Origin of the sequence: Streptomyces sp. Rer75 (genome assembly GCF_013414305.1) — a bacterium.
Lineage (GTDB): Bacteria > Actinomycetota > Actinomycetes > Streptomycetales > Streptomycetaceae > Streptomyces > Streptomyces himastatinicus.
Genome location: NZ_CP058693.1, coordinates 2225726 through 2246940, shown reverse-complemented (window position 1 = coordinate 2246940; position 21215 = coordinate 2225726). Strand labels below are relative to the sequence as shown.

Below are 21215 nucleotides of genomic sequence, written 5' to 3'. Positions count from 1 at the left end.
GCCCCGCCCCGGCGCGCGCCTGATGCCTACTGCGCGCCGGGGCGGACCAGCCCGCTCTCGTACGCGTAGACCGCGGCCTGCACCCGGTCCCGCAGCCCCAGCTTGGTCAGCACATGACCCACATGCGTCTTGACCGTCGTCTCGCTCACGAACAGATCCGCCGCGATCTCCGCGTTCGACAGCCCCCGGGCCACCAGCTTCAACACCTCGACCTCGCGCTCGGTGAGCGTGTGCAGGGTGTCCGGCACCGGCTCCTCACCCGACGGCAGATGCCCCGCGTACTTGTCGAGCAGCCGACGCGTGATGCTCGGCGCCAGCATCGCCTCGCCCGCCGCCACCACCCGGATGGCCTGCACCAGCTCGGTGGCCGGCGCGTCCTTGAGCAGAAAGCCGCTGGCCCCCGCGCGCAGCGCCTCCACCACGTACTCGTCGAGATCGAAGGTGGTCAGCACCAGCACCTTCGCCGGGCCGTCCCGCCCGGGACCGGTGATCTGCCGGGTCGCCTCCACCCCGTCCATCCGCGGCATCCGGATATCCATCAGCACCACGTCGGGCTGGAGCGCCCGCACCTGGTCGAGGGCCTGAAGCCCGTCCCCCGCCTCGCCGACGACCGCCAGATCCTGCTCCGCCTCCAGGATCATCCGGAATCCGGTGCGCAGCAGCGGTTGATCATCGACCAGTAGGACGCGGATCGCCACGGGATCTCCTTCGCTAGACCGCGTCCATTCTGCCGGAGCCGTCACCCCCGGAGGGAGCGGGGGACAGAGCCGGGGACTGGGCCGGGACCACGGGCAGCGGATACGCCGGGGGAGTGCCACCGAATTCCGGACAGTGCGCCTGGTGATCGCACCAGCCGCACAGCTTGGTCCGGCGCGGCAGGAAGTCCCCCGACTCCGTCGCCAGCCGGATCGCCTCCCACAGCGCCAGCACCTTGCGCTCCACCCCGAGTAGATCCCGCTCCTCCGGGTCGTACGTCAGCACATCGCCGCTGCCCAGGTAGACCAGCTGGAGCCGGCGCGGCACCGTGCCGCGCAGCCGCCACAGCACCAGCGCGTAGAACTTCATCTGGAACAGCGCCTCGCCCGCGTAACTCGGCCCGGGTGCCTTCCCCGTCTTGTAGTCGACGATCCGCACGTCCCCGGTCGGCGCGATGTCCACCCGGTCGATGATCCCGCGCAGCGTCAGCCCCGACTCCAGCGCGGTCTCCACGAACAGCTCCCGCTCGGCGGGCTCCAGCCGGGTCGGGTCCTCCAGCGAGAACCACCCCTCCACCAGCTTCTGCGCCCCCGCCAGCCACTCGGCCAGCCGCTCCGGGGACTCCGCCCCGTCCTCCTCCCGGAACAGCTCCGCCAGCTCCGGCTTGGCCGCCACCAGCCGCTCCCACTCGCCCGGCACCATCGCCCGCGCGCGCGGCGCGGTGCGCTCCGCCGCGGGCGCGTCGAACAGCCGCTCCAGCACCGCGTGCACCACCGTGCCGCGCGTCGCGGCCGCGCTCGGCTTCTCCGGCAGTTTGTCGATCACCCGGAAGCGGTACAGCAAGGGGCACCGCATGAAGTCGGCCGCGCGGGACGGCGAGAGCGACGCGGCGCGGCCGGACTGCGGTGCCCCGTCCGCCTGTTCGGGCTGCCCTGAGGTGATTCCCATGGCGAAGACCCTACGACCCGCCACCGACAGCCGGACGCATACCATCGACGTCCGAGCCCCTCGCACTGCATGATCGTGGGGACCGTATCAAAAGAGGGTGCGACGGACGCATCCGACGAGGGGACACCGTGGACAACAGCGGGCAGCGGCAGTCCGGCGACGGGGGATCGGACCGCACGACCGAGCCCGAGGCGGACAAGCCGCGCCGCCCACGCGAGGCGGGCGGCGGCATCCTGATGGGGCGCCCCTTCGGCGTACCCGTCTACGTCTCGCCCAGCTGGTTCCTCGTGGCCGCCCTCATCACCTGGGTCTTCGGCGGTCAGCTGGAGCGGGTGCTGCCGGAGCTGGGTGCCACCCGCTACCTGGTGTCGCTCTTCTTCGCGGTCGCCTTCTACGCCTCCGTCCTGGTGCACGAGCTGGCACACACCGTGGCCGCCCTGCGCTTCAAGCTGCCGGTGCGCCGGATCCAGCTCCAGTTCTTCGGCGGCGTCTCGGAGATCGAGAAGGAGTCCGAGACCCCCGGCCGGGAGTTCGTCCTCGCCTTCGTCGGACCGCTGCTCTCCCTGGTCCTCTCCGGGGTCTTCTACCTCGGCATGCTGGTCGTGGAGCCCGACACGGTGCCCGGGGTGCTGCTCGCCGGACTGATGATCTCCAACCTCATCGTGGCCGCCTTCAACCTGCTGCCCGGCCTCCCCCTGGACGGCGGGCGGATGCTGCGCGCCGTCGTCTGGAAGATCAGCGGCAAGCCCATGGCCGGCACCGTCGCCGCCGCCTGGACCGGCCGGGCCCTCGCCGTCGCCGTCCTGGTGGGGCTGCCGCTGCTCACCCAGGCGGGCGGCCTCGGCGGGGAGCCCAAGGACTTCGGCAGCGTCGACTCGCTCACCGACGCGCTGCTCGCCGCCATACTGGCCGCGATCATCTGGACCGGCGCCGGCAACAGCCTGCGCATGGCCCGGCTCCGGGAGCGCCTGCCGGACCTGCGCGCCCGCAACCTCACCCGGCGCGCCGTGCCCGTCGCCGCCGACACCCCCCTGTCCGAGGCGCTGCGGCGGGCCAACGAGGCGGGGGCGCGCGCCCTGGTCGTGGTGGACGGCCACGGCGCCCCGACCGCCGTGGTGCGGGAGGCGGCCATCGTCGGGGTCCCCGAGCACCGGCGCCCCTGGGTCGCGGTCAGCGGCCTCGCCCAGGACATCAAGGACGGCATGCGGGTCTCCGCCGAGCTGACCGGCGAGGAGCTGCTGGACACCCTGCGCGCCACCCCCGCGACCGAGTACCTGGTGGTGGAGGAGACGGGCGAGATCTACGGCGTGCTCTCCACGGCCGACGTCGAGCGCGCCTTCGTCAACGCCATGGCGCGCACCCCGACTGCCTGATGTGAGGCTCGCCCGCCCGGGCCCCCGGGCCCCTGACGCGGCTGCCCCCGGGCGCCCGTGAGGCCCGCCGTCCCGGGCAGGCTCCCGCTCCCGGTAGGCTGTTCACATGTCCGAACCGACCGGTGCCGCCCGCCGTCGCGGGCCCTTCCAGGTCGGGGACCAGGTCCAGCTCACCGACCCCAAGGGACGCCACTACACGTTCACGCTCGAAGCCGGGAAGAACTTCCACACCCACAAGGGATCCTTCCCCCATGACGAGCTGATCGGCGCCCCCGAGGGAACTGTCGTGCGCACCACGGGAAACGTCGCGTACCTCGCGCTGCGTCCCCTGCTCCCCGACTACGTCCTGTCCATGCCACGCGGTGCCGCCGTGGTCTACCCCAAGGACGCGGGGCAGATCCTGGCGATGGCCGACATCTTCCCCGGCGCACGCGTCGTCGAGGCGGGCGTCGGCTCCGGCTCGCTCTCCACCTTCCTGCTGCGGGCCATCGGCGACCAGGGCATGCTGCACTCCTACGAGCGCCGGGCCGACTTCGCCGAGATCGCCTCCCAGAACGTCGAGCGCTACTTCGGCGCCCCGCACCCCGCCTGGCGGCTGACCGTCGGCGACCTCCAGGACAACCTGTCCGACACCGACGTCGACCGCGTCATCCTCGACATGCTCGCCCCCTGGGAATGCCTGGAAGCGGTGTCCAAGGCGCTCGTGCCCGGCGGCATCCTGTGCGCCTACGTCGCCACCACCACCCAGCTGGCCCGCACCGTGGAATCCATCCGCGAGCACGGCACCTTCAACGAGCCGTCCGCCTGGGAGACCATGGTCCGCACCTGGCACGTCGAGGGCCTCGCGGTACGCCCCGACCACCGCATGATCGGCCACACCGGCTTCCTCCTCACCGCCCGCCGCCTCGCCGACGGCGTGGAACCGCCGCTCCGCCGCCGCCGGCCCGCCAAGGGCGCGTACGGCGACGACTACCCGGGCTACGGCAGCGGGAAGGACACCGCCACCCCGGAGCGCAAGCGCGGCGCCTCCGGCGGCCAGGACGCGACCGACCGCGGCTGAACCTCGTCAACCACTCGGCGCGGCCACCGACTTCCCCCGTGCGGGGCGGTGGCCGCGCCGGTGTGAGATGTGGCACGATGCGGAGCACCCCCTCCGCCGCAGCCATCTCATGGAGTCGTCCCGCGTGCAGTCTCTGGGCCCGGATCTCGCGCACACCCGCCCCCGCCTCGTGCACTGGATCGCGACCGCGGCCGCCGTGGCCGCCGTCGTCGCCGGAGCGTCGGCCTTCCAGCCCGCCGACGCCAAGGCCACCCCGGCCCCCACCACCCTCTCCGCGCCCCGCACCGGCGGCCTGCCCGCCGCACAGGCCCCCGACCCGCGCGCCGCGCACTACCCGATGGACTGCGGCCGGGCCCGGCCCGGCGTGGTGGACCGCGCCTCGGGAGACCTCGACGGCGACGGGCGGCCGGAAACCGTCGCCGTGGTGCGCTGCGAGACCGCGGCCGGCAACCCGCCCAGTGGCCTCTACGTGCTCGCGCAGCCGACCGGCCAGGGCGCGGCCCCCCGGATCGTGGCGACCTTCGTCGATCCGAAGGAGGGGATGAGTGTCCAGGATTTCGCGGTGCGCGGAACGAAGGTTTCGGCCACTTTGCTGGGCTACTCGTCCACGAAGGTCCCGCGGTGCTGCCCCGACCTCCAGCGCAAGGTCAACTGGCAGTGGAAGGACGGCGAGTTCGTCCTGAAGGCGCTGCCCGTGCCGGGGAGTGTCTGACCGGTCACGCGGCGTTCCCCGGCGGGCGCGCCCGCACGCTACTCGGCGTCCGGGCCGTACACCTCGACCTTGTCCGCGGCACGCCGCACATGGATGCAGTCGCCCGGGCACTCCTTGGCGGAATCCACGACCTCGGTGAGCAGCGGCAGCGGCACCTTGGTCGTCGCGCCCTTGTCCTGGAGAAGCTCGTCGTCGGCGCTCTTGACGTAGGCTAGACCGTCGATGTCGAGTTCGAAGACCTCGGGCGCGTACTGGGCACAGATCCCATCCCCCGTGCACAGGTCCTGGTCAATCCAGACTTCAAGATCGCCGAGCTCCTCGTTCCGCACGGTGCGTCGCCTGCCGTTCCCTCGATACGCGATTCAACATTGACTAAATATCGCCAGCCCTGGCGGGTGTTGACCGGGTCGACGATACAACCGCTCGCTTTCCGATGTTGTTGGGTGGGTATTCACCTGGCGTGAGGGAGTGCGCAAGGGTGAAGATCGGACACACGCCGACCGGGTTTGTGATCTAGGGGTTTCAACCCGCACCGGCCCAGGTAGGGTCAGGAAGCGTCCAGCTCCCCTTGGAGGAGGTGAGGACCGTGGCAGCCCACGACGACGACATCAACCGCGGCATCCGGCCGGGGCGGGGGTCTGACGACCCCGCCGGTCAGGTTGCCTATCTCGAGCAGGAAATCGCCGTCCTGCGCCGCAAGCTCGCCGACTCTCCGCGTCACACGAGGATTCTCGAAGAGCGGATCGTCGAGCTGCAGACCAATCTGGCGGGAGTGTCCGCCCAGAACGAGCGGCTCGCGAACACCCTCCGTGAGGCCCGCGACCAGATCGTGGCCCTCAAGGAGGAGGTCGACCGGCTCGCCCAGCCGCCGGCCGGTTTCGGTGCCTTTCTGCAGGCGAACGAGGACGGCACAGCCGACATCTTCACCGGAGGCCGTAAACTCCGCGTGAATGTCAGCCCGAGCGTCGAGCTCGATGACCTCCGGCGAGGCCAGGAGGTCATGCTCAACGAGGCGCTCAACGTGGTCGAGGCCATGGAGTTCGAGCGCGCCGGGGACATCGTCACCCTCAAGGAGGTCCTTGAGGACGGCGAGCGGGCCCTGGTCATCGGGCACACCGACGAGGAGCGCGTGGTGCGGCTCGCCGAGCCGCTGCTGGAAACCACCATCCGCCCCGGTGACGCCCTGCTGCTGGAACCCCGGTCCGGCTACGTCTACGAGGTCGTGCCGAAGAGCGAGGTCGAGGAACTCGTCCTCGAAGAGGTTCCGGACATCGACTACACCAAGATCGGCGGCCTGGGAAACCAGATCGAGCTGATCCGGGACGCGGTCGAGCTTCCGTACCTCTACCCCGACCTGTTCAAGGAGCACGAACTGCGGCCGCCCAAGGGCGTGCTGCTGTACGGCCCGCCCGGCTGCGGCAAGACGCTGATCGCGAAGGCCGTCGCCAACTCCCTTGCCAAGAAGGTCGCCGAAGTCACCGGCAAGCCCGCGGGGAAGAGCTTCTTCCTCAACATCAAGGGCCCCGAGCTGCTGAACAAGTACGTCGGTGAGACCGAGCGGCACATCCGGCTGGTCTTCCAGCGCGCCCGGGAGAAGGCCAGCGAGGGCACGCCGGTCATCGTCTTCTTCGACGAGATGGACTCCCTGTTCCGCACCCGCGGCTCCGGAGTCAGCTCGGACGTGGAGAACACCATCGTCCCGCAGCTGCTCTCCGAGATCGACGGTGTCGAGGGCCTGGAGAACGTCATCGTCATCGGCGCCTCGAACCGCGAGGACATGATCGACCCGGCCATCCTGCGCCCCGGCCGTCTCGACGTGAAGATCAAGATCGAGCGTCCGGACGCGGAGGCCGCCAAGGACATCTTCTCGAAGTACCTGACCGCCACCCTGCCGGTTCACGCGGACGACCTCGCCGAGCACGGCGGGTCCCCCAAGGCCGCCATCGCCGGCATGATTCAGTCGGTCGTCGAGCAGATGTACGCGGAATCCGAGGAGAACCGCTTCCTGGAGGTCACCTACGCCAATGGTGACAAGGAAGTCCTCTACTTCAAGGACTTCAACTCCGGCGCCATGATCCAGAACATTGTGGACCGGGCCAAGAAGATGGCCATCAAGGCATTCCTCGACCACAACCAGAAGGGCCTTCGGGTCTCCCATCTGCTCGCCGCCTGTGTTGACGAGTTCAAGGAGAACGAGGACCTGCCGAACACCACGAACCCGGACGACTGGGCCCGCATCTCCGGTAAGAAGGGTGAGCGGATCGTCTTCATCCGCACCCTGGTCACCGGAAAGCAGGGCGCAGACACGGGACGCTCCATCGACACGGTGGCCAACACCGGTCAGTACCTGTAACACCGCTGTCCGGCTGCGGATGTCCTGGACGGGGCATCCGCAGCCGGATGCGCTTTTCGGACGGCATTCATCGTATGAGTCCTACGAGCCCCACCGGAGCAATGACTGTCATGATCTCCGCAGCACCGCACAGCCGTATCCGGCTCGCCGGTACCGCCGCGGCCCCGCGGCGCGGCGGCTCGGGGGCCGGTTGCGGACCGGAAGCGCAGCGGTACTTGAGCGCCGGCCCCGGCCTGGGGCCGCGCCGGGCAAGGAGGGCCGCATGACCGTACGGCGCGTAATGGGAATCGAGACGGAGTACGGGATCTCCGTCCCGGGACACCCGAACGCCAATGCCATGCTCACCTCATCCCAGGTCGTCAACGCCTACGCGGCGGCGATGCACCGGGCGCGCCGCGCCCGCTGGGACTTCGAGGAGGAGAACCCGCTGCGGGACGCCCGCGGCTTCGACCTCGCACGTGAGTCCGCGGACGCCAGCCAGCTCACGGACGAGGACATCGGCCTGGCCAACGTCATCCTCACCAACGGTGCGCGGCTCTACGTCGACCACGCGCACCCCGAGTACTCCGCGCCCGAGGTCACCAACCCGCGGGACGCCGTGCTCTGGGACAAGGCGGGCGAGCGCATCATGGCCGAGGCCGCCATGCGCGCCGCCGAGCTGCCCGGCGCCCAGCCCATCCACCTGTACAAGAACAACACCGACAACAAGGGCGCGTCCTACGGCACGCACGAGAACTACCTGATGAAGCGGGAGACCCCCTTCTCGGACATCGTGCGCCACCTGACGCCGTTCTTCGTCTCACGCCAGGTCGTCACGGGCGCCGGGCGCGTCGGCATCGGCCAGGACGGGCACGAGCACGGCTTCCAGATCAGTCAGCGGGCCGACTACTTCGAGGTCGAGGTGGGTCTGGAGACCACCCTCAAGCGACCCATCATCAACACCCGCGACGAGCCGCACGCCGACGCCGAGAAGTACCGCCGGCTCCATGTGATCATCGGCGACGCCAACCTCTCCGAGCTGTCGACCTACCTCAAGCTCGGCACCACCGCACTGGTGCTGTCGATGATCGAGGACGGCTTCATCGCCGTGGACCTGGCCGTCGACCAGCCGGTCCGCACGCTGCACCAGGTCTCGCACGACCCGACGCTCCAGCGTCTGATCACGCTGCGCAGCGGCCGTACGCTGACCGCCGTACAACTCCAGATGGAGTACTTCGAGCTGGCCCGCAAGTACGTCGAGGACCGCTTCGGCGCGGACGCCGACGACCAGACCCGGGACGTGCTGACCCGCTGGGAGGACGTGCTCAACCGGCTGGAGCGCGATCCGATGTCCCTGTCCGGCGAGCTGGACTGGGTGGCCAAGCGCGAGCTGCTGGAGGGCTACCGCAGGCGCGACAGCCTGGAGTGGGACGCCGCCCGGCTCCACCTGGTGGACCTCCAGTACGCCGACGTACGGCCCGAGAAGGGCCTGTACAACCGGCTGGCGGCGCGCGGCAAGATGAAGCGGCTGCTGGACGACTCCGACGTGGCACGGGCCCAGAACAAGCCCCCGGAGGACACCCGCGCCTACTTCCGCGGCCGCTGCCTGGAGCAGTACGCGGACGACGTGGCCGCGGCCTCCTGGGACTCGGTGATCTTCGACCTCCCGGGTCGTGACTCTCTGCAACGGGTCCCCACGCTGGAGCCCCTCCGGGGCACCCGCAACCACGTCAAGGAACTACTGGACCGCTGCCGCACGGCCGAGGACCTGGTGCGGGTGCTGTCCGGAGGCTGAAATGGCCTCCGACCGGGAATCATCGTGGTGGCCTCCGCGCGTTGTAGCGAGTGGGAGGCCGATGTCGGACCCTGCTTGTAGGGTCTGATCTTGAGACCGATCGAATCAGCGGGCGAACCGAGCGGGGTGAGGGACATGGCGACCAAGGACACCGGCGGCGGTCAGCAGAAGGCGTCGCGCCAGACCGAGGAGGTCGAGGAGCAGGCGCAGGACGCACAGGCCGCGGAGGATCTCAAGGAGCGGCAGGAAAAGCTCTCCGACGACGTCGATTCCGTTCTCGATGAAATCGACGATGTGCTCGAAGAGAATGCCGAGGATTTCGTGCGAAGCTTCGTTCAAAAGGGCGGACAATAGGCCGTATCGGATACGGTCCAGTGACGTCGAAAAGGTGCTCCCGGTGTCGTCGGACGCTTTCGCGAGAAGCGTTCGCGCGCAATAAGTCGATGCGAGACGGACTTCAGGCTTATTGCCGGGAGTGCACCAAGGAGTATTACTTGGAGCGCCGGGAGGCGGCGGGGCTCGATGTGCACCGCAAGGGTCATGTCCCTCCCGGCCACAAGTACTGTCGCGGATGCCGGGAAGTCAGGCCGCACAGCGAATGGCATCGGAAGCTCGGCGCTCCGGACGGCCTCGCGAGCCGGTGCAAGACGTGCCGGGCGAAGGACGGCAGGGCAGGTCACCTGAAGCGTCAGTACGGCCTGACGGAAGCGGAGCGTGATGAGCTCGTCGCCTCACAAGCGGGCGCTTGCGCGATCTGCCTGGACGCTCCCGCAGCGCATGTGGATCACGACCACGGGACGGGTAGGGTCCGTGGCGTACTCTGCTTCAGCTGCAATGCGGCATTGGGGCAGTTCAAGGACCGAGCGGATGCCATACGGCGTGCCGCCGCATATCTGGAAGGAAACGTGTGGAAGCCAACACTCGTAGCACCGGGCGTCTACCAGCTGCCTTCCTGACGCCGGGCTCATCCTCCTTCATGGACTTCCTCGGGACGCATCAGCCCGAGCTGCTTCCGGGGAACCGCCCGCTTCCTCCGGTGCAGGGTGCCATCGAGGCACCGCATGGCACGACGATCGTGGCGGCGACGTTCGCAGGCGGGGTCGCGCTCGCCGGTGACCGCCGCGCGACCATGGGGAACGTCATCGCGCAGCGCGACATCGAGAAGGTCTTCCCGGCGGACGAGTACTCGGCCGTCGGCATCGCGGGCACGGCCGGTATCGCCGTGGAGATGGTCAAGCTCTTCCAGTTGGAGCTGGAGCACTTCGAGAAGGTCGAGGGCACCGTCCTCTCGCTGGAGGGCAAGGCCAACCGGCTGTCGACCATGATCCGCGGCAATCTCGGCATGGCGATGCAGGGTCTGGCCGTCGTCCCGCTGTTCGCGGGCTATGACGTGGACCGGGAGAAGGGCCGCATCTTCTCCTACGACGTGACCGGCGGGCGCTCGGAGGAGCGCGGCTTCGCGGCCACCGGGTCTGGCTCGACGTTCGCTCGCGGTGCGCTCAAGAAGCTCTACCGCGAGGACCTGACGGAGGAGCAGGCCGCCACCGCCGTGATCCAGGCGCTGTACGACGCAGCGGACGACGACTCGGCGACCGGCGGACCCGATCTGGCCCGGCGTATCTATCCCATCGTCACGGTCATCACCGAGGACGGTTTCAAGAAGTTCACCGAGGACGAGGTGGCGGAGATCGTCCGCGCAGTCCACGAGCGGCGGCTCGAAGAGCCGGACGGCCCGCGCGCCGCCCTGCTCTGAGGGGACGGTTGACCCGGAATGCATTCGCCAATGACAGAAAGGGACGGATAGCCGGTGACGACCCCGTTCTATGTATCGCCCCAGCAGGCCATGGCCGACCGCGCGGAATACGCCCGCAAGGGCATCGCGCGCGGCCGCAGCGTGGTTGTGCTTCAGTTTTCCGACGGCATCCTCTTCGTCGCCGAGAACCCGTCCCGCGCCCTGCACAAGGTCAGCGAGATCTATGACCGCATCGCCTTCGCGGCGGTCGGCAAGTACAACGAATTCGAGAATCTGCGCATCGGCGGCGTCCGCTACGCCGATCTGCGTGGCTATACCTATGACCGCGACGATGTCACGGCCCGGGGCCTTGCCAACGTCTACGCGCAGACGCTGGGCACGATCTTCTCCAGCGCCGCCGAGAAGCCGTACGAGGTCGAGCTGATCGTCGCCGAGACCGGGGAAAGCCCCGCCGACGACCAGATCTACCGGCTGCCGCACGACGGCTCCATCGTGGACGAGCACGGCTCGGTCGCCGTCGGTGGCAACGCCGACCAGATCAGCAGCTACCTCGACCAGCGCCACCGGGACGGCATGACGCTGGCCGAGGCCCTCAAGCTGGCCGTCGACTCGCTGGCCCGGGACAACAACGGCGGCGAGCGCAGCCTCACCGCCGAGCAGCTGGAGGTCGCGGTCCTGGACCGCAAGCGGCCTCAGGCCCGGAAGTTCAAGCGCATCCTGGGCGGTCAGCTGGCCCGTCTCCTGGAGGGTTCCGGCGCCGCGTCGGAGTCCGGCGAGGGCACGGAGGAGTCCGCGTCGGAGTCCGGCGAGTCCGGCGAGTCGTCGGAGAGCGCCGAGTAGGCACCGTTCCATCGTGATGAGCCCCGGCCGATCAGCGGCCGGGGCTCAGGCGTCGGCGCCTCATCCGCCCACAGGTGGGGGAAGGGCGCTGGAGGCCCGTACGACCAGCTCCACGGGCAGCGTCGTGTCCCCGGCGGGTTTCCCGTCCAGGGCCGCCATCAGCGCCCGCATCCCCTCTGCCCCGACCGCCTGCGCGGGCAGCCGTACGGTGGTCAGCTCCGGCTCGACCGCCGTGGCCAGCGCCAGGTCGTCGACGCCGGTGACCGACACGTCCTCCGGCACCCGCAGCCCCAGCCGCCGGGCGGCCTTGCACGCGCCCGCGGCGAGGATGTCGTCGTCGCACATCAGCGCCGTGGGCCGGGGCCCCGGGCCGCCGAGCGCCCGTAGCGCCGCCCGCCGCCCCTCCTCGACGCTCAGCGCCGCGTGTTCGGTGTGCAGCACGGTGCCGGGCACCGCGTGCACCGCCCCGGCCAGGGCCCGGGCGCGCACCTGGAACGTCCAGGAGTCGACCGCCGCCGCCACATGGACGATCCGGTGGTGTCCCAGGCCCAGCAGATGTTCGGCGGCCTGTCGCATGCCGTCGCCGATGTCCAGGTTGACGGTGGAGGCGGCGGCCGGGTCGTCGGGGTCGCTGTCGAGCATGACCAGCGGCAGCCCGCCCCCGCGCACCGCGGCCAGCGCGTCGGCGGCCATCGAGGAGGCGATCACGCCGTCCAGTGAGGCCCGCGCCGAGTCGAAGGGGTCCCGGGCGGGGCCGACGCCCTCGGGGGAGGGGTAGAGCACCACGCCGAAGCCGTGGTCGGCGGCGACGCGGGCGGCGCCGGTGTAGACGTGCGCGAAGAACTCGTTGGTGAGGGCCGGGACGACGAGCAGTACGGTCCGGGTGCGGCCGAGCCGCAGGCTGCGCGCCGCCAGGTTCGGCCGGTAGCCCAGTTCGCGCGCCGCGGCCCGTACGGCGTCCGCGGTGCGCTCCGAGACCCGTCCGCGCCACTTGTCGCCGAGCACGAGGGAGACGGTCGCCTGGGACACTCCGGCGCGCCGCGCCACGTCCCGGCTGGTGACCCGTGCCGCGGCCGCGGACGGTCCGGTCCCGTGTGCCACTTCGCCTCCGCTGTGTCCGGTCCTGTACCTGTGTTCGCCCGCCACGGGTGGACCCGGGGCAGGCCGCCATGGTACGTATAACGACGCGTCGTTATACGTAAAACTTGATCGATCACCCACCAGTACATGACCCACGAGGAGGGGCAGCCATGGCAGCCGGTTACGGGGAACTGTTGCGCACACGCCACGCGGCACGGCTGCTCACCGGCACGCTGATCGGGCGGCTGCCGAACGCCACCGCCCCGCTCGCCGTGGTGCTCTTCGCCCGCGCCGAGGGCGGAAGCTACGCGCTCGCCGGGGCGCTCTCGGCCGTCTACGGGGTGGCCAACGCCGTCGGACAGCCGCTGCTGGGCCGGGCGGTGGACCGCTGGGGACAGCCGCGGGTGATGCTCCCGGCCGCCGTGGTGTCCGCGCTCGGGATGGCGCTGTTCGCCGTCGTGGGCCTCGATCCGCTGCCGGTGGCGTACGCCGCGATGCTCGTCGCGGGCCTGTTCACGCCCCCGCTGGAGGGCGGGCTGAGGGCCCTGTGGCCGGACGTCCTGCGCCGCTCCGACCAGGTGCACGCGGCGTACGCGCTGGACGCCGTGGCCCAGGAGGTGATGTTCGCCGTCGGCCCGCTGCTGGTCACCCTCCTGGTCGCCGGATGGTCCACGGCGGCCGCGCTGCTGGTCATCAACGCGGCCGGGGTCCTGGGCGCGCTGTCCGTCGTGGTGTCGCCGCCGTCCCGGCGGTGGCGCTCCGCGCCGCGCGAGGCGCACTGGCTGGGCGCGCTGCGTTCGTCCGGGATGCTGGTGCTGCTCGGCTCGTTCTTCTTCGTCGGGATCGCGCTCGGCGCGATCCAGGTGGCTGCCGTCGCGTACGCCGACGAGCACGGCGGCGGTCTGGTCTCCAGCTATCTGCTCTCCGCGCTCGGCGTGGGCGCGCTGGTCGGCGGCGTGGTCTACGGCGCCCGCCCGTGGGCCGGCCCGCCCGAGCGGCGGCTGCGGCTGCTGGTGGCCGCCCTGGCGGTCGGCTATGTGCCGCTGGTGCTGGTGCCGGGCGTTGCCGCGATGACGGCCCTGGCGGGTGTGGCGGGGGTGTTCCTGGCCCCGGCGCTCGCGTGCGCCTTCGTGGTCATCGACCGGCACGCCCCGGCCGGTACGGTCACCGAGGCGTTCTCGTGGCTCGTGACCACCTTCGTGGTGGGCAGCTCGGCCGGTGCGGCCGCGGCCGGTCCCGCCGTGGAGCTGGGCGGTACGGGCCTCGGTTTCGCCGTCCCGGGGGCCGCCGGAGCGGCCGCGCTGGTGGTCCTGCTGGCGGCCCGGAGGTACCTGGGGGAGGCTCCGCGGCGAACGCCGGATGGAGTCCGTCAGGAAAATGATCGCAGCCATGCCGCCGAACCCGGTTTCAGAGCAGGCCATCAGGCGTAATGTTCAGGCATGGACCGCCGCATTTTCGGGCTGGAGAACGAGTACGGCGTCACGTGCACATTCAGGGGACAGCGCCGGTTGTCTCCTGACGAAGTGGCGCGGTACCTCTTCCGCCGTGTCGTCTCGTGGGGCCGTAGCAGCAATGTCTTCCTGCGCAACGGCGCCCGCCTCTATCTCGACGTGGGCTCGCACCCGGAATATGCCACACCCGAGTGCGACAACGTGACCGAGCTGGTCACCCACGACAAGTCCGGCGAGCGCATTCTCGAGGGTCTGCTCGTCGACGCCGAGCGCCGCCTGCACGAGGAGGGAATCGCGGGCGACGTCTATCTCTTCAAGAACAACACCGACTCGGCCGGCAACTCCTACGGCTGCCACGAGAACTATCTGGTGGCCCGGCACGGGGAGTTCTCCCGGCTCGCCGACATTCTCATCCCGTTCCTGGTGACGCGGCAGCTGCTGTGCGGGGCGGGCAAGGTGCTCCAGACCCCGCGTGGCGCGGTCTACTGCGTCAGCCAGCGCGCCGAGCACATCTGGGAGGGTGTCAGTTCGGCGACGACCCGCTCCCGGCCGATCATCAACACCCGCGACGAGCCGCACGCCGATGCCGAGCGCTACCGGCGGCTGCACGTCATCGTGGGCGACTCCAACATGTCCGAGACCACGATGCTGCTCAAGGTCGGCGCCACCGACCTGGTGCTCCGCATGATCGAGGCGGGCACCGTGATGCGCGACCTGACCCTGGAGAACCCTATCCGGGCGATCCGCGAGGTCAGCCACGACATCACCGGGCAGCGCAAGGTGCGGCTGGCCAGCGGGCGCGAGGCGTCCGCCCTGGAGGTGCAGCAGGAGTACTACGAGAAGGCCGTCGACTTCTGTGAGCGCCGGGGTATCCGCACCGGCACCGTCGAGCGGGTGCTGGAGCTGTGGGGCCGCACCCTGGAGGCGATCCGTACCGAGGAGCTGGACCGGATCGCCACCGAGATCGACTGGGTGATGAAGTACAAGCTCATCGAGCGGTACCGCGCGAAGAACAACATCACGATGTCCCATCCGCGGATCGCCCAGATGGACCTCGCCTATCACGACATCCACCGCCGCCGGGGCCTGTACTACCTGCTGGAGAAGCGCGGTCAGGCGGCCCGGGTGTGCAACGACCTGAAGATTTTCGAGGGCAAGTCGGTGCCCCCGCAGACGACCCGCGCCCGGCTGCGCGGGGACTTCATCCGCCGTGCCCAGGAGCAGCGCCGCGACTTCACCGTGGACTGGGTGCACCTCAAGCTCAATGACCAGGCGCAGCGCACGGTGCTGTGCAAGGACCCGTTCCGTTCGGTCGATGACCGGGTGGAGAAACTCATCGCCGGTATGTAGGCCGCTGCCTGAGTCGGCGTACGGCTTATGTGTGACGCGGGCCCCGTGCGTTTCTCGGACGGGGCCCGTGTCACGCCGTAAAGTGGCGCGCATTGGCCATCGCAAGATCTACCTAAACGAGGACTCCGTGCGCCGACGCTCCGTACTCCTTGCCGTGCCCGCGGGCCTGCTCACGCTCGCGGGCTGCGGTGACGACCAGTCAGGATCCGACAAGGCCAAGCCCTCCCAGGAGCCGACCGGGCAGTCGCCCTCACCGGCCCCCACGGGGAAGATCGTGAGCGGGCCGGTGCCGGAGATCACCGGCGGCAAGAAGTTCGGTGAGAAGCCGAAGGTCGCCAAGGGCAGCGGGAAGCCGTCTTCCGACCTCGCGGTCAAGACGGTGATCAAGGGGAACGGGGCGAAGACGGCCAAGGGCGACTACGTCCAGGTGAACTACCTCGCCCAGATCTGGAACACCGGCAAGGTCGTGGACGACACCTACGACAAGAAGCAGACGGCCGCCTTCCCCGTGGGCAAGGGCCAGGTGCTGCCGGGCTGGGACCAGGGGCTGGTGGGCCGCTCCGTCGGGAGCCGGCTGGAGCTGGCCGTTCCGCCGGCGTACGCGTACGGCAAGCAGGGCCAGCCGCAGGCGGGCATCAAGGGCACGGACACCCTGGTGTTCGTCATCGACATCGAGGGCGCCTTCAACGCCAAGAGCTCCGCCAAGGGCAAGAAGGTGGCGCAGAGCAACTTCGACCTGCCCAAGGTGTCCGACAACACCGACGGCAAGGCCCCCACCATCACCGTCCCCAAGAAGGACGCGCCGAAGAAGCTCGTCTCCGAGTACGTCATCGAGGGCGACGGCCCCGAGGCCACGGCGAAGGACGCGCTGCTGGTGCAGTACAAGGGCGTGCTGTGGGACGGCGGCAAGGAGTTCGACTCCACCTACAAGCGCGGCGAGCTGGCCCAGTTCTCCCTCCAGCAGGTCGTCAAGGGCTGGTCGCAGGGGCTGACGGGCAAGAAGGCCGGGAGCCGGGTGCTGATCGTCGTACCGCCGGACCTCGGCTACGGGAAGAAGGCCCAGAAGGGCATCCCCGCCAACTCCACCCTGGTCTTCACCGTCGACATCCTGGCCGTTCTGTAGCTCGGCCGTTCTGTAGGGTGTGCGGGTTGCCCACAACGTAACGAGGAGCAATTTCGTGAGCATCGACAAGCCCGAGGTCGACTTCCCGGGCGGCGAGCCGCCGGCGGACCTGGACATCAAGGACATCTGGGAGGGCGACGGGCCCGCCGCCAAGGCCGGCGACAACATCGCCGTCCACTACGTCGGCGTGGCCTTCTCCACCGGCGAGGAGTTCGACGCGAGCTACAACCGCGGCACCCCGCTGCGCATCCAGCTCGGTGTCGGCCAGGTCATCTCCGGCTGGGACCAGGGCCTCCAGGGCATGAAGGTCGGCGGACGCCGCCAGCTGATCATCCCGCCGCACCTGGCCTACGGTGACCGTGGCGCCGGCGGCGGCCGGATCAAGCCGGGCGAGTCGCTGATCTTCGTGTGTGACCTGGTCTCCGTCTGAGACCTCCCGCGGAGCTTTGAAAGCCAGAGCCGAGGTCTTCCCGCCGGTGGGCGGGGGCCTCGGCTTTTGCGGTGCGTGCCCGGAGCGGTACGGTCACGGTCGTAAGGTCAAGAAGAAAGGGCGTCGATGGCGATTGCCAAGGCCGAGCGGCTGATGAATCTGGCGCTGTGCCTGCTGGGAACCCGGCGTCCGCTGACCAAACGGGAGTTGCGGGGCTCCATAGAGGCGTACCTGGAGGGGACGAGCGGGTCCACCGCCGCGGGTGACGAGGCGTTCAACCGCATGTTCGAGCGCGACAAGGACGATCTGCGCGAACTCGGCCTGGTCATCGAGACGGTGGAGGGCCTCGACGGCGAAGTCGGCTACCTCGCCCGCCGGGACAGCAACCGCCTCCCCCCGATCACGCTGGACGCCGAGGAGGCCGCCGCGCTCGGCCTCGCCGCCAAGGTCTGGCAGCAGGCCCGGCTCGCGGGCGCCGCGAGCGGCGCGCTCCAGAAGCTGCGCGCCGCCGGGATGCCGGTCGCCGAGGACCCGTACGACACCCAGCCGCAGAGCGCGCTCCAGCCGCACATCCCGGTCCACGAGGCCGCGTTCGAGCCGCTGATGCTGGCCTGCCGCGACCGCCGCCCGGTCGTCTTCGACTACCGCAAGTCCAACGCCGCCCGCCCCGAACAGCGCCAGGTCGAGCCGTGGACGCTGGAGTGCTGGCGCGGCCACTGGTACCTCGCCGGGTGGGACCGAGGGCGGTCCGCCGAGCGCGTCTTCCGGCTCTCGCGGATCACCGGCCGGGTGCGGCTGCGCTCGGGCGCGTACACCGCCGAGGTGCCCGACCACTCCACCGTGCGGGAGACCGTGGAGTCCTGGGCGGGGGAGACCGCGACCGGTACCGCCCGGATCAGGGTGCGGGCCGGGCACGGCTATCCGCTGCGGGCGAGGGCGCTCACCACCCGCACCGGGGACGACGGCTGGGACGAGCTGGAGATCCCGTACGGGCACGGACTGGACGCCTGGCTCGTGGAATTCGGCCCGGAGGTGGTCGTGCTGGCGCCCGACGAGCTGCGGGCGGACGTCGTCGAGCGGCTGCGCGCCGTGGCCAAGGGCTGAGGGGACGGAACGACTTCATCATGGCCGGAAACGCCATTGACCAGACCCGCCGGATGCTGTCCCTGGTGACGTATCTGCGGGAACGCCCCGGCGCCCGCGTCGCCGAGGTCGCCCGCGCCTTCGGCATCAGCGAGGACGAGCTGATCGCCGACCTCGACGTGCTGCCGCTGTGCGGCACCAGCTTCCGCGGCGGCGACCTGCTGGACATCGACACCGACGGCGAGCGCATCTGGTGGCACAACCCCGACGATGTCGCCGAGCCGCTGCGGCTGGCCGCCGACGAGGCCACCGCGCTGCTGGTCGCCGCGCGTGCCGTCGCGACCCTGCCCGGGCTGCGCGAGAGCGACCGGGAGGCGCTGCTGCGGGCCACCGCCAAGCTGGAGGCCGCGGCGGGGGAGGTGGCGGGCGCCAGTTCCCGGCTCTCGGTCACCTTCGAGTCCGAGGGCGGCGTCTTCGCCGACGTCGACCGGGCCATCTCCGAGCGCCGCAGGCTGTGGCTGCGCTACTACTCGCCCGCGCGTGACGAGGTCACCGAGCGCGAGGTCGACCCGATCCGGCTGTTCGCCGTCGGCCACACCTATGTGGAGGCCTGGTGCCGGCTGTCGGAGGCGCGCCGCACCTTCCGGCTCGACCGGGTCGTGGAGATCAAGCTGCTGGACGAGGCGTCCGACCCGCCGCCCATCGAGCTGCGCGACCTCTCCGATCCGTCGACCGGGCTGGTGCAGACCGGCGCCGAGGACCCCGAGGTGGTCGTCGAGACCGGCCCGGGCGGGCGCTGGGTCGCCGAGTACTACCCGCATGACAGCGCGGAGGAGCTGCCCGACGGGGGCTTGCGGATCACGCTGCGCGCCCCTGACCCCGGCTCGCTGCGGCGGTTGGCGCTGCGGCTCGGCAGGGACGGCCGGATCGTCGCGCCGCAGGGGCTCGCGGACAGCGCTCGGGACGCGGCGCGGCAAGCGCTTGCGGCCTACGGTGAGTGAAGCTTGCGGTGAGTGAAGGGACGCACACAGTGACCGCTGGGGGGAATCCCACCTCGGTGATCTTCAAGGCAGCCTGTCCGGAGTGCCGGGGCCGGTTCGAGCTGGCCGCCGGTGCGCTGCGGCTGGCGATCGGGGCCAGTGACCGCACCACCTTCTACTCCTTCACCTGCCCCGACTGCGGCAGCGCGGTGCGCAAGCCCGCGGGGGAGCGGATCGTGGAACTGCTCACCGGCGGCGGGGTGCGCACCCTGCGGCTGCACTCGACTGTCTGACGGCGGGCCGACCGCCGCGGTCCGACCGCCACCGTCTGATCACCACGATGCGGTCACCACGGCGCCACCGTCCGGCCGCCCCGGCGGCCCCGATAGGCTCGCCCCATGCTCTGGCCGATGCTCGCCCTCACCCTCGCCTTCTGCGGAATCGCCGTCCTCGCCGTGCTCTCCGTACGGGTCTACACCGAGGTGCGCAGACTGGCCCGGCAGGTGTCGGACAGCTCAGCGCGGATCAGCCGCGCCGCCGACGACCTGGAGCGGGCCACCGGGCCGCTGAGTGCGCAGGTGGGGGCGGTGCGCCGGGACGAGGGCGCCGCCCAGGGCCACTGATCGGCGGCGCTCTGCTGCATCACAGGGAAGCGGGGTACGCTGGCTGGTCGTGGCCCTGGAAACGAGGCGGAGGGCCGCAACCAGGCGTCTGCATGGGGATTGCCCTGCATTTACCCCTGCGCGCTACGATCGCTGACAGCACGGCTGCCGGACTCCTGTCCGAACGGTCGGCAGCCCCACCCCCCAGCCGCCCCGGTGAGAAGGTAGACGAATATGTTCGGAAAGCTCGGCGCTACCGAGATCATCCTCATCCTGATCGTCGTTCTGCTGCTGTTCGGTGCGAAGAAGCTCCCCGACATGGCGCGCTCGCTGGGTAAGTCGGCCCGCATCCTCAAGAGCGAGGCCAAGGCGATGAAGTCGGAGGGCAAGCAGGACGAGAACGCCCCGGCCGACCCGCCGAACCCCGGCCAGGACCAGGGCGCGCACCGCACCATCCAGGCTGCCCCGGGCGATGTCTCCAGCTCCCGTCCGGTGGCCGAACCGAGCGACACCACCAAGCGCTGACCCGGGGCCACTTGAAGGCGGCATCGATGGACGCCGCCGTCTGACGCACGAGATGAGGACGTGGGTTGCTCAAGTCTGCCCGCAAGAAGGAGAAGGACCCCGAGGGGCGGATGCCCCTCGCGGACCACCTGCGCGAGTTGCGCAACCGGCTGGTGAAATCGGTCCTGGCGATCTGCGTGATCACGATCGTCGCGATGTTCTTCTACAAGAACATCGTCGATTTCCTGATGAAGCCGGTCCTGGATTCGGTCGGCTGCCCCGGGGTCCGGCTGTCCCAGCTCAACACCGACGACGCCAGCAAGAACAACTGCGCGTACTTCACCGTGAACGGTCTGCTGTCGCCGTTCACGATCATGCTGAAGGTCTCCTTCACCACCGGCGTGGTCCTCGCCACCCCGGTGTGGCTGTACCAGCTGTGGGCGTTCCTCGCGCCCGGTCTGCACCGCAACGAGAAGAAGTACTCGCTCTTCTTCGTCGGCCTCGGCGTGCCGCTGTTCGTCGGCGGCGCCTTCTTCGCGTACAAGATCCTGCCGACCAGCGCCAAGGTCCTCCTCGACTTCACGCCCGGCGGGGCCAGCAACCTCCTCCCGCTGGACGACTTCCTCGATCTGCTCACCCGCATGATCGTCGTCTTCGGGCTGGCGTTCGAGCTGCCGCTGCTGTTGATCCTGCTGAACTTCACCGGCATCCTCAGCGGGCGCCGGATGTTCGGCTGGTGGCGGGCCATGATCATGGGCATCACGGTCTTCGGCGCGGTGGCCACCCCCAGCACCGACCCGATCGGCATGTTCGCCCTGGCCGGACCGGTCACCGTGCTCTACTTCGGCGCGGTCGCCGTCGCCATGGTCAACGACCGGCGCAGGGCACGGCGCCGGGCCGCCGACCCCGACTTCGGCCTGAGCGACGACGAGGCGTCGAGCCTGGATCTGACGCCGGAGGCCATCGAGGAGACCGAGCGCGTCTCCGCGGGCGAGCTGCCCCCCGGCGACGACCCCGCGCGGCGCAACGGCTACGACGACGTCACGTAAGGGGCCCGCGGACGGATGACCGGGGCACGCCCAGGCGGGCCCCGATCCCCATCC

General features: G+C 70.2%; 23 protein-coding genes. 19 read left to right on the top strand and 4 right to left on the bottom strand.

Annotation, left to right across the window (positions count from 1 at the left end; translation table 11 throughout):
• Nucleotides 1–26: 26 nt before the first annotated feature.
• Both HYQ63_RS09165 and HYQ63_RS09160 read right to left on the bottom strand, forming a co-directional pair.
• The gene (locus HYQ63_RS09165) at nucleotides 27–698 is read right to left on the bottom strand and encodes a response regulator transcription factor (protein WP_009719179.1); all 672 of its coding nucleotides are present in this window, start codon (nucleotides 696–698) and stop codon (nucleotides 27–29) included.
• Nucleotides 699–711: 13 nt separating this feature from the next.
• On the bottom strand, nucleotides 712–1644 hold the full coding sequence (locus HYQ63_RS09160) for a RecB family exonuclease (RefSeq protein WP_257231760.1): 933 nt from the start codon (nucleotides 1642–1644) through the stop codon (nucleotides 712–714).
• Between the two features lie 128 nt (nucleotides 1645–1772).
• Here HYQ63_RS09160 and HYQ63_RS09155 point away from each other — a divergent pair, with 128 nt between their 5' ends.
• The 3 genes from HYQ63_RS09155 (at nucleotide 1773) to HYQ63_RS09145 (ending at nucleotide 4789) form a co-directional block, all read left to right on the top strand.
• Entirely contained in the window at nucleotides 1773–3017 is a 1245-nt protein-coding gene (locus HYQ63_RS09155; protein WP_179933363.1) for a site-2 protease family protein, read from the top strand.
• Nucleotides 3018–3123: 106 nt separating this feature from the next.
• A complete protein-coding gene (locus tag HYQ63_RS09150; RefSeq protein ID WP_179933362.1) occupies nucleotides 3124–4077 on the top strand; it encodes a tRNA (adenine-N1)-methyltransferase in 954 nt (317 codons plus the stop codon).
• A 109-nt stretch (nucleotides 4078–4186) separates the two neighbouring features.
• On the top strand, nucleotides 4187–4789 hold the full coding sequence (locus tag HYQ63_RS09145) for a hypothetical protein (protein ID WP_179933361.1): 603 nt from the start codon (nucleotides 4187–4189) through the stop codon (nucleotides 4787–4789).
• 38 nt (nucleotides 4790–4827) lie between these two features.
• Here the strand turns inward: HYQ63_RS09145 and HYQ63_RS09140 are convergent, their stop codons facing one another.
• Complete coding sequence (locus tag HYQ63_RS09140; RefSeq protein ID WP_055553393.1) at nucleotides 4828–5118, bottom strand: ferredoxin; 291 nt, start codon at nucleotides 5116–5118, stop codon at nucleotides 4828–4830.
• A gap of 257 nt (nucleotides 5119–5375) precedes the next feature.
• On the opposite strand from HYQ63_RS09140, the gene arc reads away from it, so the two are divergent.
• From arc to prcA, 6 genes are all read left to right on the top strand, one after another.
• Nucleotides 5376–7142, top strand: a complete 1767-nt coding sequence (gene arc, locus HYQ63_RS09135) for a proteasome ATPase (protein WP_179933360.1) — start codon at nucleotides 5376–5378, stop codon at nucleotides 7140–7142.
• 262 nt (nucleotides 7143–7404) lie between these two features.
• Nucleotides 7405–8916 carry a depupylase/deamidase Dop gene (gene dop / locus HYQ63_RS09130; RefSeq protein WP_009719187.1) on the top strand — a complete coding sequence of 504 codons (1512 nt, stop codon included), beginning with the start codon at nucleotides 7405–7407 and terminating at the stop codon, nucleotides 8914–8916.
• 135 nt (nucleotides 8917–9051) lie between these two features.
• The gene (locus tag HYQ63_RS09125; RefSeq protein ID WP_179933359.1) at nucleotides 9052–9270 is read left to right on the top strand and encodes a ubiquitin-like protein Pup; all 219 of its coding nucleotides are present in this window, start codon (nucleotides 9052–9054) and stop codon (nucleotides 9268–9270) included.
• Between the two features lie 89 nt (nucleotides 9271–9359).
• Nucleotides 9360–9872, top strand: a complete 513-nt coding sequence (locus tag HYQ63_RS09120; RefSeq protein ID WP_179933358.1) for an endonuclease VII domain-containing protein — start codon at nucleotides 9360–9362, stop codon at nucleotides 9870–9872.
• A complete protein-coding gene (gene prcB / locus HYQ63_RS09115) occupies nucleotides 9824–10669 on the top strand; it encodes a proteasome subunit beta (RefSeq protein ID WP_179933357.1) in 846 nt (281 codons plus the stop codon). Before HYQ63_RS09120 ends, prcB begins: the two co-directional genes overlap by 49 nt.
• Before the next feature lie 54 nt (nucleotides 10670–10723).
• Nucleotides 10724–11509, top strand: coding sequence for a proteasome subunit alpha (gene prcA / locus HYQ63_RS09110; protein WP_179933356.1), 786 nt, complete (start codon nucleotides 10724–10726; stop codon nucleotides 11507–11509).
• 60 nt (nucleotides 11510–11569) lie between these two features.
• On the opposite strand, the gene HYQ63_RS09105 is transcribed toward prcA, so the two are convergent.
• Nucleotides 11570–12610 carry a LacI family DNA-binding transcriptional regulator gene (locus HYQ63_RS09105; protein WP_179933355.1) on the bottom strand — a complete coding sequence of 347 codons (1041 nt, stop codon included), beginning with the start codon at nucleotides 12608–12610 and terminating at the stop codon, nucleotides 11570–11572.
• A gap of 149 nt (nucleotides 12611–12759) precedes the next feature.
• On the opposite strand from HYQ63_RS09105, the gene HYQ63_RS09100 reads away from it, so the two are divergent.
• From HYQ63_RS09100 to tatC, 10 genes are all read left to right on the top strand, one after another.
• Nucleotides 12760–14019, top strand: coding sequence for an MFS transporter (locus tag HYQ63_RS09100; protein WP_179933354.1), 1260 nt, complete (start codon nucleotides 12760–12762; stop codon nucleotides 14017–14019).
• A gap of 9 nt (nucleotides 14020–14028) precedes the next feature.
• Nucleotides 14029–15390 carry a Pup--protein ligase gene (gene pafA / locus HYQ63_RS09095; RefSeq protein ID WP_123101074.1) on the top strand — a complete coding sequence of 454 codons (1362 nt, stop codon included), beginning with the start codon at nucleotides 14029–14031 and terminating at the stop codon, nucleotides 15388–15390.
• A 127-nt stretch (nucleotides 15391–15517) separates the two neighbouring features.
• Complete coding sequence (locus tag HYQ63_RS09090) at nucleotides 15518–16513, top strand: FKBP-type peptidyl-prolyl cis-trans isomerase (RefSeq protein WP_179933353.1); 996 nt, start codon at nucleotides 15518–15520, stop codon at nucleotides 16511–16513.
• Between the two features lie 55 nt (nucleotides 16514–16568).
• On the top strand, nucleotides 16569–16943 hold the full coding sequence (locus HYQ63_RS09085; protein WP_179933352.1) for an FKBP-type peptidyl-prolyl cis-trans isomerase: 375 nt from the start codon (nucleotides 16569–16571) through the stop codon (nucleotides 16941–16943).
• 126 nt (nucleotides 16944–17069) lie between these two features.
• Nucleotides 17070–18047 carry a YafY family protein gene (locus tag HYQ63_RS09080; protein ID WP_179933351.1) on the top strand — a complete coding sequence of 326 codons (978 nt, stop codon included), beginning with the start codon at nucleotides 17070–17072 and terminating at the stop codon, nucleotides 18045–18047.
• 20 nt (nucleotides 18048–18067) lie between these two features.
• Nucleotides 18068–19027: a YafY family protein gene (locus tag HYQ63_RS09075; RefSeq protein WP_179933350.1), complete on the top strand. Its 960-nt coding sequence runs from the start codon at nucleotides 18068–18070 to the stop codon at nucleotides 19025–19027.
• Nucleotides 19028–19035: 8 nt separating this feature from the next.
• Nucleotides 19036–19299, top strand: coding sequence for a hypothetical protein (locus tag HYQ63_RS09070; protein ID WP_055553417.1), 264 nt, complete (start codon nucleotides 19036–19038; stop codon nucleotides 19297–19299).
• A gap of 105 nt (nucleotides 19300–19404) precedes the next feature.
• A complete protein-coding gene (locus HYQ63_RS09065) occupies nucleotides 19405–19629 on the top strand; it encodes a hypothetical protein (protein ID WP_179933349.1) in 225 nt (74 codons plus the stop codon).
• A 213-nt stretch (nucleotides 19630–19842) separates the two neighbouring features.
• The gene (tatA, locus tag HYQ63_RS09060) at nucleotides 19843–20133 is read left to right on the top strand and encodes a Sec-independent protein translocase subunit TatA (RefSeq protein WP_123101070.1); all 291 of its coding nucleotides are present in this window, start codon (nucleotides 19843–19845) and stop codon (nucleotides 20131–20133) included.
• Between the two features lie 65 nt (nucleotides 20134–20198).
• Nucleotides 20199–21161: a twin-arginine translocase subunit TatC gene (gene tatC / locus HYQ63_RS09055; RefSeq protein ID WP_179933348.1), complete on the top strand. Its 963-nt coding sequence runs from the start codon at nucleotides 20199–20201 to the stop codon at nucleotides 21159–21161.
• The last annotated feature ends 54 nt before the right edge of the window (nucleotides 21162–21215 follow it).